Raw genomic sequence first — 12853 nt, forward strand, 5'->3', positions numbered from 1 at the left:
TTCATATCGAAGCTCGTCGCGCCGGACCCGTTTGCCGGCGCGAGGCTTCAAGACTCTTTCAGGCCCGCTGCGTCAGACGGCCTTGCCGATCGCCTCGGACAACGCTTTCAGCCCGGCTTCCAGCGGGCCGGAAATATGCACACGCAACGCCCGGCGTCCCCGCTCGGAGAGCACGTCGAAATCGCCCCTCGCCTGCGCCGCCTTGACGATGCCGAAGGTGAATTTCTCGTCCGGCACCGGGAGATCGGCCGCGTCGTCCGCCGTCACCTGGAGGAATACGCCCGAAGCCGGACCGCCCTTGTAGGCCTGCCCTGTCGAATGCAGGAAGCGCGGCCCGAACTCTGCGGCGGTAGCGACATGGAGCGCGTCGCGCAGCTTCAGCCGCAGCGCCTGAATCCATGAACGCGACGTCTTGTCCCGCTCGATATAGGCGAGCAGCGCCACATAATCCCCCGCCTTGGCGCGGTGGAAATGCGCCTTCAGGATCGAGACGGCATCCCCGTCGCCCACGGCCTTGGCGTTCGCGTCGTCGGCATAGAAGCTGAACACGCCATCCTTCGCGAAAGGCGCTTCCGGCGGCAGCGACCCGGTCTCGTTGAACGCGGCGGTCAGCTTGCGCGTCTCGACCTTGCTGGCCTCGACATCCGGCTGGTCGAACGGATCGATCTCAAGGATCGACCCCGCGACGGCGGTGGCGAATTCCCAGTGGAAGAACGCCTGCGCCACCTGATAGGTGTCGGTCAGCGTGATCGTCACGACGGGCTCGCCCGCCGCACGCAGCGCCTCGATCGCCGCCTCCTGCGCCGCGTCCTCGGCGCCTTTCAGGCGGACATAGGCGAAGACGCGATCCTTGCCATAGACGCCCGGGCCGCCGAGCGTCTCGTCATCGATGGGAATGAGGCCCCTGCCGCGCTTGCCGGTCGATTCCGCCAGAAGCTGCTCCAGCCATGCGCCGAGATCGCGGATCGCGGGAGACGTCACGAACGTCACCTTGTCACGCCCGAACGTCTTCGCCGCGACGCCGAGAATCACCCCGAGCTGAAGCGCGGCGTTTTCCGCCGGCGGCACGCTCGCCGCCGATTCCTTGACGGCATACAGCGCGCTGCCCAACAGCTTGCGGAGGTCGATCCCCGCCGCCGCCGCAGGCACCATGCCGAAATTCGACAGCACGGAGAACCGTCCGCCAATCCCGCCCAGACCATGGAAGATCTTCCAGAAGGAACATTTCCTGGCCACTTCCTCCATCTGGGAACCCGGGTCCGTCACCGTGACGAAATGTCCGTCCGGCGCATGACCCAGCGCTTTCTCGGCGGCGACACGGAAATGGGCCTTGAGGATGTTCGGCTCGAGCGTCGCACCTGATTTGGACGACACGACGAAGAGCGTGGTCTTGAGATTGATCGCCTTCTCGAAGGTCGCGATCTCCTGCGGATCGGTGCTGTCAAGCACACGCAGACGCGGAAAGCCGGGCTGGCGCCCGAATGTTTCCGCGAGCACTTCCGGACCGAGGCTCGAACCGCCCATGCCCAGCAGCAGCACGTCGGTGAAACCCCTCTCCTTCACCTCGCGGGAAAAATTCTCCAGCTCGGCGATATGGGCCAGACGGTCCTCGACCACATCGAGCCAGTCCAGCCACTTCGCCTCGCCGTTCCCGGTCCAGACGGACGCGTCGCGCGCCCAGAGCCGACGGAGCTTGCCTTCCTTGCGCCAGTCCTCGATCGCGGCCTCAACGGCCGCTTTGAGCTCCCCCGGCAGGCGCGCCTCCTGCGCGATCAGCTTGTCCCCAAGGATGGCTTTCTGTTTGGCGGCCACAGCGCCCAGCAGCTTGTCGAACGCGTCCACAAAGGCGGCGCAGCCTTCGACGACCAGCTTCTCCGTCACCGCGCCGAGATCGAGACCCAGACGCGCCTGCTCGTCGATGACGTGACGCGCGCCCGCGACATCCTCGGTCAGACTCTCGCGCGGCGTGCCGTGATCGCGGAACGCGTCGAAGGTCGCGGGCGGGATGGTGTTGACCGTCTCCGGTCCGATCAACTCCTCGACATAAAGCACGTCGGAGAAAGCCTTGTCCTTCGTGCCCGTCGACGCCCAGAGCAGACGCTGCGGCCGCGCCCCCGCCGCCTTGAGCTTCGCCCAGCGCTCGGTCTTCATCACGTCGAGATAGTGTTGATAGGCCAGCTTGGCATTGGCGATGGCGACCTTGCCGCGCAGCGCCTTCAGCGCCGCGGCGTCCTTGTCCCCGGCCGCCACGCGCGCGTCGATCTCGCCGTCGATCTTCCCGTCGATGCGGCTGACGAAGAACGAAGCCACCGAGGCGATCTTCGAAATATCCTCGCCTTTGGCGTGGCGTGTCTCCAGACCGGCCATATAGGCTTCCAGCACGGCCTTGTAGGCGTCGAGCGAGAACAGCAGCGTGACGTTGACGTTGACCCCTTCGGCGATCGCGGCCTGGACCGCCGGCGCGCCCTCCCGGGTGCCGGGGATCTTGATCATGAGATTCTCGCGATCCACCTCTTTCCACAGGCGGAGCGCCTCATGGATCGTGCCTTCGGTGTCGAAGGCGAGGTAGGGCGAGACCTCGAGGCTGACATAGCCGTCCACCCCCTTGGTGGCGACGTAGACGGGATGCAGGACCTTCGTGGCGTCCTGAATGTCGGTCACGGCCAGCTTCTCGTAAAGCTCGCCCGCCGACAAGGTCTCCCTGGCCAGCAGTTCTTTCATCTGGGCGTCGTAATCCGTCCCGTATCCCATCGCCTTCTCGAAGATGGCGGGATTGGAGGTCACTCCCTTGAGTCCGTCTTCATCGACCAGTTTCCGCAGACTGCCGTCAGCCGTGTAGGAGCGCTGGATGAAATCGAGCCAAGGCGACTGGCCGAAACGTTCAAGCGCCTTGAGCGGATTGGTCGAACCTTTGTTCTGTTCGGCGTCCATGTGCTTCTCTCCTCGGAGCGAAGGCGGGCAGACGCCCGCCTCAACAGTGATCCCTTGCGGGCTGCAAAACCTGTCCGGACCGGGACGACCGCCCCGCCAGAAACGAAACCGGGCCGCGATATCGCGGCCCGGTTCTCCTTATTTCCGCGACGCCTGCGCCTTCGCGGCTTCGTAGACTTTTTCCGGCGTAAAGCCGAACTTCGTCAACAGATCCTTGAGCGGCGCCGAAGCACCGAAGGTACGCATGGCGATGATCGCGCCGCCGGAGCCGACATAACGGTCCCAGCCGAAGGGCGAGGCCTGCTCGACCGCGACGCGGCCCTTCACCTCGGGCGGCAGGACGCTGTCCCTGTAGGACTGGTCCTGCGCCTCGAAGAGATCGAAGGACGGGAAGGAGACGACGCGCGCCTTCACGCCTTCCGCCGTCAGCTTCTCATAGGCCTGCACGACCAGCGACACCTCGGAGCCCGAAGCCATCAGGATGACGTCCGGCGTCCCCTCGCAGCTCGCCAGCACATAGGCGCCCTTCGCCAGCCCCTCGGCGGAGGCATATTTCGTCCGGTCCAGCGTCGGGAGATCCTGACGGCTCAGGATCAGCGCAACCGGGGTATGGGTCTCCGGCATGATCGTGCGCCACGCCGCCGACACCTCGTTGGCATCCCCCGGACGGATCGTCGTCATGCCCGGCATGGCACGGAACTGCGCGAGCTGCTCGATCGGCTGATGCGTCGGACCGTCCTCACCCACGCCGATGGAGTCGTGGGTGAAGATATAGATCACCGGCACTTCCATCAGGGCCGAAAGCCGGATGGGGTTCTTCATATAGTCGGAGAAGATGAAGAAACCCGAGCAATAGGCGCGCAGCCCCGAAAGGGCGAGACCGTTGCTGATCGCCCCCATCGCATGCTCGCGCACGCCGAAATGGAGGTTGCGCCCCGCATAGCTACCGTTCCAGTGTGCCGGCTGGAAGGACTTCACCCCCTCGAAGGTCAGATTGGTTTTGGTCGAGGGCGCGAGATCGGCGGCACCGCCGAGCAGCCACGGCACGTTCTTCGCGACCGCGTTCAGCACCTTGCCGGAACTGGCGCGCGTCGCAACGCCCTTGGGATCGGCATCCCACGTCGGAATATCCTTGTCCCATCCCTGCGGCAGACGATGGGCGAAGATATCCTTCAGCTCGGCGGCTTCCTTCGGATATTCCTTCTCGTAAGCGGCGAATTTCTCATACCACGCCTTGCTGGCGGCAGCGCCGCGCGCGCCCAGCCCTTCCTGGAAATGCGCCTGCACGCCGTCGGGCACGAAGAACGGTTCGAGCGTCGGCCAGCCATAGGCCTCCTTCGCCCCCTTGATCTCGGCGTCGCCGAGCGGCTCGCCATGCGCCGCCGCCGTGCCCGCCTTCTTCGGCGCGCCATAACCGATGACCGAGTGCAGGATGATGAGGCTCGGCTTGTCCTTCACGGCCCGCGCGGCCTCGAATGCCTTGCTGATCGCATCGACATCATTCGCGTCCAGCACCGACTGGACATGCCATTTGTAGCCTTCGAAGCGCTTGCCCACATCCTCGGTGAAGGCGATGTCCGTGGACCCTTCGATGGAAATCCGGTTGCTGTCATACACCCAGATCAGCTTGCCGAGTTCGAGATGACCGGCGATGGACGCGGCCTCGGAGGCCACACCTTCCATCATGTCGCCGTCACCGCAGAAGGTATAGGTGTGATAGTCGAAGAGGTCATAGCCGGGACGGTTGTACGTCGCGGCCAGCCATTCCTCGCCCATCGCGAAGCCGACCGAATTGCCGCAGCCCTGCCCGAGCGGCCCGGTGGTCGTCTCCACGCCCGCCGTATGGCGGTATTCCGGATGACCCGGCGTCTTCGAATCAAGCTGTCGGAACTGCTTGAGATCGTCCAGGGTCAGAGAGGGGGCGGGCAACACCTTCCCGTCCCTCACATCGCGCACGCCGGCGAGATAGATCGCGGCGTAAAGCAGCATCGACGCATGGCCGACAGACAGCACGAAACGATCACGCCCCGGCCAGAGCGGATTGGCGGGATCGTATTTCAGCTCGCGCTGCCAAAGCGCATACATGGCCGGGGCCAGCGCCATCGGCGTGCCCGGATGGCCGGAATTGGCCTTCTGGACGCCATCCATGGACAGGGTGCGGATCGTGTTGATGGCAAGCTGTCCGATATCGGTCGCCGCGCCGGATGAGCCGCCGACATCGGCGCCATGAACGGCAAAACTGTTGATGGAACGCATGAGATTACTGGCCTCCGAAAAAGCTGCCGCATTAAGGGGCGGCACGGATACGCTCGTCATTCTGGTGCACCCGTCCGTCACCGTCGCCCGCCAGATTCCCGCAATTTCCGCGGAGCAGCGAATGAAATGATTGGGACAAGCGATAAACTCAAAATTTACTTAACATTTTTGATATAAGGACATATCCAGTCTGATGATAATGCTTTACCCGCATTATGGAAGCGTCGAATTTCTCACGTGTGCGAGACCGCGCCGCCCGCCCGTCCGGGGAGCGCCGCCAGGAACCACGACCGTAAACTCAAAAACGACGAGAAATCGTTTATATTTTTGTATGGATGGCCGCTTTCCGCATCACATCCATATCGACCGGGAACCCGTTCCGGGGCGCGCCACGCGCCCATCCACGCTCCGAGTTCCCTCCCTCAGCGCGGCTTGACGGCAAACGCCTCCGCGCCGCTCCGGTTTCGACGCGTCCTCCCGAAAACCGCCCCAGCCGGACGATAAAAAAACCGTAACGCGCCGCAGGGCCGCTTCGGCGCGTCCGGAGACGGCGAGTCGCACCTCATCCGCACGATACAGGTCACAAGACAGGTATCGTCCTGACACGCGAAGGGTTAAGACACCTCGAAAAATGGCGGCCGCTGCCTCGGGACAGTGCGAGACAGCGCCAGATTTCGAGATCGCGCCAGAGAAACTGGCTGAGGAGACATGTCATGACCGATCAGCCCTCCCCCCCCGCCGGCCAGTTCACGCTGGAACAGATCACCGCGCTCTTCCTGGACGCCGCGCGCCATGGCGATCTCGATATGCTCGCCCAGTTTCTCGACGCGGGCATGGACATCAACGCCACCGACAGCCGTGGTTACACGCCGCTCATCGTCGCCACATATAATGGAGAGGCCGAAGCCGCCCGCCTGCTGCTCGAACGCGGCGCCGACCCCGATCTCGGCGACGCCAAGGGCGCGACCGCCCTTTCCGGCGTCGCATTCAAGGGCAATGAGGAGATGGCGCGCCTGCTGCTCTCTTTCGGCGCGGAGATCGATCGCCCGAACCATGCCGGTCGCACCCCCCTGATGTTCGCCGTCATGTTCGGCCGTTACGACATGGCGAAGCTGCTGGTCGAGGCGGGCGCGAACCCCGACCGGCCGGATTCCGAGAGGCAGTCGCCCCGCAGCATCGCGGAAAGCCAGGACCGGGCCGATCTTTTCCCCGCATCGGGAACCGCGCCATGAGCCGTCTCTGGAACCGTCGCGTCGCCGGGCTCGAACCCTATGTCCCAGGCGAGCAGCCCAAGGCCCGCGATCTGCTGAAGCTCAACACCAACGAGCTTCCCTACGGCCCCAGCCCGCGCGCGCTCGCGGCCCTGCGCGAGAGTTGCACCGACACGTTGCGCCTCTATCCGGACCCGACCTCCCTCGCGCTGCGCGAGACCATCGGTCATGCCTATGACGTCACGCCGGATCGCGTCTTCGTCGGCAACGGATCGGACGAGGTGCTGGCCCACGCCTTCCGCGGCCTGTTCCGCGACGACGCCCCCGCCCTGTTCGCCGACGTGACCTATGGATTCTATCCCGTCTATTGCGGCCTTTTCGACCAGCCCTTCGAGACGATCCCGCTCGGTGAGGATTTCCGCATCGACGTACGGGCGTACGACCGCCCGTGCGGCGGCATCGCCATTGCCAATCCCAACGCCAATACCGGAATCGCCCTGCCCGTCGCGGAACTGGCATGGCTCGCCCGCGCCCGGCCCGATTCGACGCTGATCGTGGACGAGGCCTATGTCGATTTCGGCGCCGACTCCGCCATCCGCCTCACCCGCGACCATGACAACGTCCTCGTCGTGCAGACCCTCTCCAAATCCCGCGCGCTGGCCGGATTGCGCGTCGGCTACGCCATCGGCCATCCCGATCTGATCGAGGGGCTGACCCGCGTGAAGGACAGCTTCAACTCCTATCCGCTCGACCGTCTCGCGCAGATCGGCGCGGCCGCCGCCATCGCCGATTCGGCATGGCTCGCCGAAACCACCGGCCGCGTGATCGCCACGCGCGAGGCGCTCGTCCGGGCGCTCGCGCAACGCGGCTTCCAAGTTCTGCCGTCCTGTGCCAATTTCATCCTCATGCGTCATGCGACGCATTCGGCAGCCAGCCTCCAGCTGCGCCTGCGCGAGCGGGATATCATCGTGCGCCGTCTGGGCATGCCCCGCATCGCGGACTGGCTTCGCCTCACCATCGGCACGGATCGCGACAGCGACCGCCTTCTCGCGGCGCTCGACGACATCCGCGTCAACTGACCGCCGGACCGGCGGCAAGCCGCCCGGCGGGATTCAGGCCGTGCCGCGACGACACAACAATAGAGATCTTTCAAGGACATCATGCGCGCCTATACCGGACAGTTTTCCGACAATCAGCCGATCCGCCGCAATCATGCGGAAAAGGAGAAGCAGTTGCGTGACCTCAAGGAAACGCTGGCGGCGATGAAGCCCCAGACCTCCCCGGCCCTGCGCGAAAGCGTCCAGCGCCGCATCCGCGAACTGGAGAGCGAACTCCGCGCCGCCGAACGCCAGAAAACCGAACGCGCCGCCGAGCGGAACGCGCAAGCCGCGCCCTCTTCCCCGACCACACCCCGCCGGCCGCGTCGCCCGGCCTTCCGGTCGGAATAACGTCACCGGGCAGCACTCCGGTATCGCCCGTCGGACCGCGGGGCCGAATACCTACCCCGCCAGCGCCTCCGCCCGGCCCCAGTCCTCGCCCATCATCCGCAGGCGGAGCGGGTGGAGCCCGTCGCTCTCACGCAGCACGTAGAACACGCTGTCCCGGCCGCTGCACCCGCCGGGCCGATGCTGCAGGAAATCGAAGACCATGCGATCCGCCGTCATGAAGGTCGGGTCGCCGGGCATCGGCGTCGTCCAACGCGCCAGGACGTCCGGCACGCGCGTCTTGTCGATCATCAGACAGTTCGGATCGACGAAACCGCCCTGGCTGTCGGCGAACACCCCCTGCCCCGGCCCGACCGATTCCCACCGATCGACGCAGACCGGCCGATGGGTACGCGGATGCACGAACCACCGCCACGCCCACGCCCATTCCCGCCCCTCGATCGCCGTCACCAGTCCGGCGAGATGATCGGGACGCCACCAGTTGTCATCGTCTAGATACGCCACGAGCGGCGCATGCGCCATGAAGCTCAATATCGCCCGCAGCGCCCCGCCGTCCCGAGCCGCCGTCACGCCGCCATGCCGCGTGGAAGTGGAATATCCCGGCCACAGAAGCTGCACCGTCCATTCCGGTGGAGACATCCGGCACGCCGCCGCGACCGTCCGGAGCGCCGCGCCCTCGTCAGCGGGCGCCTGATCGACACCGATCAGAATCTGCACCCGGCCGACCCCTTCCTGACGAAAGATCGAGACGAGCGCCTGGAACAGGCTCGGCCGCAACAGGCTCGGCATCACCACCGCCACGTCATACGGCGTGGCGGTCGCTTCCGCCCCGAAAGTGAATAGGCCCGGCTGCATCTCCTTCCCATAGCACCGCCCGCACCCCGCCGAAACGCCTTGCTCTCGCCCTCATCCCGTTCCATGTGATGAGAAGAGAACGACGTCATGACAGAAGAGAGTTTCGCCCCCATGTCCGAGCCCAACGATACCCCGGACCCCGTGCTCCTCGACCGCCTTGCGGAAGTGGCCGTCCATGTCGGGCTGAACCTCCAGCAGAACCAGCAACTCATCATCACCGCCCCGCTCGACTCCGTGCCGCTCGTCCGGCGCGTCACGGAGCATGCCTACCGCAAGGGGGCAAGCCTCGTAACGGCTCTTTATACCGACGACGTCGCCACCCTCGCCCGTTTCGAACACGCGCCGGACAGCGCCTTCGACGCCGCCTCCGGCTGGCTCGCGGATGGCATGGCCGACGCCTATCGCAACGGCGCGGCCCGCATGGCCATCACCGGCGGCGATCCGACCCTGCTGAGCAGCCAGGACCCCGCCCGCGTGGCCCGCGCCAGCCGCGCGGCCTCGGCGGCGAATCGTCCGGCAATGGAGGTCATCACCGCCTTCGCCACCAACTGGAACATCATCGCCTATGCCGGCCGGGCCTGGGCGAGCCAGGTCTTCCCCGATCTCGCGCCCGCCGCCGCGCTGGCCACGCTCTGGGACGCCATCTTCGCCGCCTCCCGCGTCACCGCCGCCGATCCCATCAGCGCCTGGCGCGACCATAATCGCGATCTGCACGCCCGCGCCGCCTATCTCAATGACGCGCGCTTCCACGCCTTGCACTTCACCGGCCCCGGCACCGACCTCACCGTCGGGCTCGCGGACGGCCATGCCTGGGCGGGCGGCTCGGAACACACGACGAACGGCATCGAGTGCAATCCCAATATCCCGACGGAAGAGGTGTTCACGACTCCTCATTGCCGCCGCGTCGAGGGCCATGTGTGCAGCACCAAGCCGCTCTTCCATCAGGGCACGCTGATCGACGGAATCCGCGTCCGCTTCAGCGAAGGACGGATCGTCGAAGCCCATGCCACCCGCGGCGAGGATGTCTTCCGGCGGATCCTCGAAACGGATGACGGCGCGTCGCGCCTCGGCGAGGTCGCGCTCGTCCCCCATTCCTCGCCGATCTCCCGGACCGGCATCCTCTTCCGCAACACGCTCTTCGACGAGAACGCCGCCAGCCACATCGCACTGGGTCAGGCCTATACAAAGTGCCTGCTCGATACGGACGGCCAGGACGCCGCCACCCTCGGAGCGCGCGGCGCCAATGAAAGCCTCATCCATATCGACTGGATGATCGGCTCGGCGGAGATCGACCTGGACGGTCTCGACATGAACGGCAACGCCACCCCGCTGATGCGCGGCGGCGAGTGGGTCCGCTGATCCGTGCGCAGGAGAGACAACATGCCCCGCCTTCTTCCCGCCGCCGGTCTCGCCGTGCTGGCCGCCATCCTGCCGGTTTCCGCCCGTGCCCAAATCCCGGATCAGGCCCCGAATCAGGCCCAGGAGCAACCGCCGCAGCTTTCCGAGCAGATGCGCGCCGATCTCGCCCAAGGCATGGCCTACCGTCTGCCCGACGATTTTTTTCCCCGCGCCCGCGCGACGCTGCAAGCGCTCCAGGCCTCCGGCATCCAGCCTCCCGACTCGACCGGAATGAGCCTGAATCAGACCATCACCGCGATGGATTCGATCCCCGGCCTGCAAAACATCCTCGCCATGCATGGCTTCACCACGGAGACCTTCGTCATGGGGATTACGGCCTTCGGCATGACTCTGGCCGCCACCAACGGACAGAAGCTTCCCGCTGGCTTTCCCGCGCCCAATCCAGCCAATATCGCACTCTTCAAATCCCATCCGCAGGACGTGACCGCGCTCATGCAGGCCATGGGCACGCCGCCCGGGAACGGCGAACAGACGGCTCAGTAACGCGTCATGACAGATATCCGCCTCGATCCCGACGCATTGCCCGTGATCGACATCGTCGCCCTCGCCCAGGAGGGTGCGTTGCTCCGGGCCGAGCATGACACACCGCCCGACGGCATTCCGGCCTTCGTGACCGCCGCCGGATGGCGAATGCTCTGCGCGCGATACGGCGGCGACGATCCGCATGACCTGCTCACCCATCTCGGCAAAGCCGTCCACCGTCTGCTCGCCCACGCCGCGCAGAGCTATGCGGCGGAACACCGCGCCGGCCAGGCCGCGCCAGCCAGTTTCTCCTGCCCGAGCGACCTGTTCGAGGATAACGGCACGCTGCACATCGCTTTTCTTCGTGACACCACTCATCCGGTCATCTGCAGCCTGATCGGTACGAAGGACCACATCCGCGACCTGATGGAGACCCCCTTCCGCGACGACTGACCGCAGGCGGAACGGTCAAGCCTTTCCGCCCTTGCGCCAGAGATCGTCCAGTCTTTGTTGCTCGCGGCGTTCCTCTTCCCGGCGCGCCTCCTCCCGCTGCTGCGCCATCAGCGTTTCCACGACCTCGAGCGCCGCCTGCGCCTCCATGAACGCAACCTGCGCCACTGTCCTGTCCAGCGCGGTCTGCCGGGCGACATCGCGAGCGGCCAGGATCGCCTTGCGGCCGATCGGCAACCACCGGCCGAACGCCTCCACCGCGCCGTCATCGTCACATTTCAGCGCATAATCATACTCGTGCTGCATCGCCGCCGTGGCCTGCGTGACAGCCGCATCGGCCTCCCGCTCATGAGCGGCCGCCTGCGCGAGACGTTTTCGGGCCTCCGCCATATCCTGCTGCCGCAGACGCAACAATGTGGCGAGTGGCGTTCGCTTCATGGAACCGGCGTCCCGAAGATCGAGGCCAGATCGGAAAACGCGCCCGCCAATGTCGAAACGTCGTGACGATCCTGACTCAGGAAGCGCTCCAGACGCGGCATTTTCTCGATCGCCTCGTCAACCAGAGGGTCGCCGCCCATTTTATAGGCGCCGAGCCGAATCATGTCCGCCATATCCTGATACGTCGCCAATATCCCCCTCGCGCGCCGGGTCAGCGCATTTTCTTCGGGCGTATTGCATCCGGGCACGCTGCGGGACAACGACCGCAGAACGTCGACCGCAGGATAGCGACCCTGCTCGGCGATCCGCCGATCCAGAACGACGTGACCGTCAAGGATACCGCGCACCGCATCGGCGACCGGCTCGTTCTGATCGTCCCCCTCGACCAGAACGGTAAACAATCCAGTAATCGATCCGGCCTTTCCTCCCTCGTCCGGAACCCCAGGACCTGCCCGTTCAAGAAGCATGGGGAGCGTGGCGAAGACCGACGGCGGATAGCCTCTCGTCGCCGGCGGCTCTCCCATGGAGAGGCCGATTTCGCGCAGGGCAAGGCAGAACCGGGTGACGCTGTCCATCAGCAGAAGAACGGATTTGCCCTGGTCGCGAAAATATTCCGCGATCGCCATCGCGGCATAAGGCGCTTCCCGCCGCATGAGCGGCGGGGTGTCCGACGTTGCGACCACCACGACGCTGCGACGGAGCCCCTCTTCTCCCAGATCGTCCTCGATGAACTCCCGCACCTCGCGACCCCGCTCGCCGACCAGCGCGATAACCGCGACGTCACAGGACGCCTGCCGCGCGAGCATGGAGAGCAGCGTCGATTTACCGACGCCGGACCCTGCGAACAACCCGAGGCGCTGCCCTTCCCGACATGTCGTGAACGCGTCGAGCACCCGCACTCCGAGCGAGAGACGCGGACCAAGACGCGCCCGCTCCGTCGCATTGGGAGGAGCGCACCGTACCGGACGTCGCCTTCGTCCAAGGCCGAGACGCTCCCTGCCGTCCATCGGACGCCCGAGCGGGTCCACGACCCGCCCCAGCCAGCCATCGTCGACCGGCAGGCCGACGGGCAGAAAATCATACGTCGCCGCACTGCCCGGCCCTATGCCGTCGAGCGGCCCGAACGTCATCAAGAGGGTTTCAGGTCCGCGAAATCCCACAACCTCCGCGAGCACTTTTCCCTCATCGCGACAATGAAGAGTCAACCTGTCACCAATGCTGAGCAGCGGGGTCACGCCGGTGACAGACACGGCCAACCCCGTCACGTCCCGCACCTTGCCGCGCGCTTCATAGAGCGAAAAATCCTGAAAAATAGAGAGAAAGCGGGTCATTCTCTCCTGAATATCCTGAAGGCTTCGCATCTGTTCCATGGGATGCAGCCTAATC

The 12853-nt window shown here is 65.4% G+C and carries 11 protein-coding genes; 6 read left to right on the plus strand and 5 right to left on the minus strand.

Going from position 1 to position 12853, the window contains the following annotated elements; genetic code table 11:
- Window positions 1-72: 72 nt before the first annotated feature.
- Window positions 73-2931: a bifunctional transaldolase/phosoglucose isomerase gene (locus EDC31_RS01540; RefSeq protein ID WP_042055428.1), complete on the minus strand. Its 2859-nt coding sequence runs from the start codon at window positions 2929-2931 to the stop codon at window positions 73-75.
- Window positions 2932-3069: 138 nt separating this feature from the next.
- Entirely contained in the window at window positions 3070-5187 is a 2118-nt protein-coding gene (gene tkt, locus EDC31_RS01545) for a transketolase (RefSeq protein WP_042055430.1), read from the minus strand.
- Window positions 5188-5900: 713 nt separating this feature from the next.
- On the opposite strand from tkt, the gene EDC31_RS01550 reads away from it, so the two are divergent.
- From EDC31_RS01550 to EDC31_RS18025, 3 genes are all read left to right on the plus strand, one after another.
- Window positions 5901-6419, plus strand: coding sequence for an ankyrin repeat domain-containing protein (locus tag EDC31_RS01550; protein WP_042055433.1), 519 nt, complete (start codon window positions 5901-5903; stop codon window positions 6417-6419).
- Window positions 6416-7477, plus strand: coding sequence for a pyridoxal phosphate-dependent aminotransferase (locus EDC31_RS01555; protein ID WP_042055436.1), 1062 nt, complete (start codon window positions 6416-6418; stop codon window positions 7475-7477). Before EDC31_RS01550 ends, EDC31_RS01555 begins: the two co-directional genes overlap by 4 nt.
- A gap of 81 nt (window positions 7478-7558) precedes the next feature.
- Window positions 7559-7846: a hypothetical protein gene (locus EDC31_RS18025; protein ID WP_042055438.1), complete on the plus strand. Its 288-nt coding sequence runs from the start codon at window positions 7559-7561 to the stop codon at window positions 7844-7846.
- Window positions 7847-7897: 51 nt separating this feature from the next.
- On the opposite strand, the gene EDC31_RS01565 is transcribed toward EDC31_RS18025, so the two are convergent.
- Window positions 7898-8698 (minus strand): glycosyltransferase family protein, encoded by an 801-nt coding sequence (locus EDC31_RS01565; RefSeq protein WP_042055440.1) that lies wholly within the window; start codon window positions 8696-8698, stop codon window positions 7898-7900.
- A gap of 87 nt (window positions 8699-8785) precedes the next feature.
- Between EDC31_RS01565 and EDC31_RS01570 the strand changes: the two genes are divergently transcribed.
- The 3 genes from EDC31_RS01570 to EDC31_RS01580 are packed head-to-tail and all read left to right on the plus strand — an operon-like array spanning window position 8786 to window position 11032.
- Entirely contained in the window at window positions 8786-10057 is a 1272-nt protein-coding gene (locus EDC31_RS01570; RefSeq protein WP_042055443.1) for an aminopeptidase, read from the plus strand.
- Window positions 10058-10078: 21 nt separating this feature from the next.
- On the plus strand, window positions 10079-10600 hold the full coding sequence (locus EDC31_RS01575) for a hypothetical protein (protein WP_042055446.1): 522 nt from the start codon (window positions 10079-10081) through the stop codon (window positions 10598-10600).
- 6 nt (window positions 10601-10606) lie between these two features.
- Window positions 10607-11032 (plus strand): hypothetical protein, encoded by a 426-nt coding sequence (locus EDC31_RS01580; RefSeq protein WP_042055449.1) that lies wholly within the window; start codon window positions 10607-10609, stop codon window positions 11030-11032.
- Between the two features lie 15 nt (window positions 11033-11047).
- Here EDC31_RS01580 and EDC31_RS01585 read toward each other — a convergent pair whose 3' ends face one another.
- A complete protein-coding gene (locus EDC31_RS01585) occupies window positions 11048-11467 on the minus strand; it encodes a flagellar FliJ family protein (RefSeq protein ID WP_042055451.1) in 420 nt (139 codons plus the stop codon).
- Entirely contained in the window at window positions 11464-12798 is a 1335-nt protein-coding gene (gene fliI, locus EDC31_RS01590; RefSeq protein WP_042055453.1) for a flagellar protein export ATPase FliI, read from the minus strand. The genes EDC31_RS01585 and fliI overlap by 4 nt, the downstream gene beginning before the upstream one ends.
- Window positions 12799-12853 lie beyond the last annotated feature (55 nt).

Origin of the sequence: Acidomonas methanolica (assembly GCF_004346035.1) — a bacterium.
GTDB lineage: Bacteria > Pseudomonadota > Alphaproteobacteria > Acetobacterales > Acetobacteraceae > Acidomonas > Acidomonas methanolica.

Bases quoted from the DNA above. Each gene is read 5' to 3' on its own strand.
- EDC31_RS01550 (WP_042055433.1), top strand. From the start codon at position 5,901: ATGACCGATCAGCCCTCCCCCCCCGCCGGCCAGTTCACGCTGGAACAG.
- tkt (WP_042055430.1), bottom strand. From the start codon at position 5,187: ATGCGTTCCATCAACAGTTTTGCCGTTCATGGCGCCGATGTCGGCGGC.
- fliI (WP_042055453.1), bottom strand. From the start codon at position 12,798: ATGACCCGCTTTCTCTCTATTTTTCAGGATTTTTCGCTCTATGAAGCG.
- EDC31_RS01580 (WP_042055449.1), top strand. From the start codon at position 10,607: ATGACAGATATCCGCCTCGATCCCGACGCATTGCCCGTGATCGACATC.
- EDC31_RS01565 (WP_042055440.1), bottom strand. From the start codon at position 8,698: ATGCAGCCGGGCCTATTCACTTTCGGGGCGGAAGCGACCGCCACGCCG.
- EDC31_RS01570 (WP_042055443.1), top strand. From the start codon at position 8,786: ATGACAGAAGAGAGTTTCGCCCCCATGTCCGAGCCCAACGATACCCCG.
- EDC31_RS18025 (WP_042055438.1), top strand. From the start codon at position 7,559: ATGCGCGCCTATACCGGACAGTTTTCCGACAATCAGCCGATCCGCCGC.
- EDC31_RS01585 (WP_042055451.1), bottom strand. From the start codon at position 11,467: ATGAAGCGAACGCCACTCGCCACATTGTTGCGTCTGCGGCAGCAGGAT.
- EDC31_RS01575 (WP_042055446.1), top strand. From the start codon at position 10,079: ATGCCCCGCCTTCTTCCCGCCGCCGGTCTCGCCGTGCTGGCCGCCATC.
- EDC31_RS01540 (WP_042055428.1), bottom strand. From the start codon at position 2,931: ATGGACGCCGAACAGAACAAAGGTTCGACCAATCCGCTCAAGGCGCTT.
- EDC31_RS01555 (WP_042055436.1), top strand. From the start codon at position 6,416: ATGAGCCGTCTCTGGAACCGTCGCGTCGCCGGGCTCGAACCCTATGTC.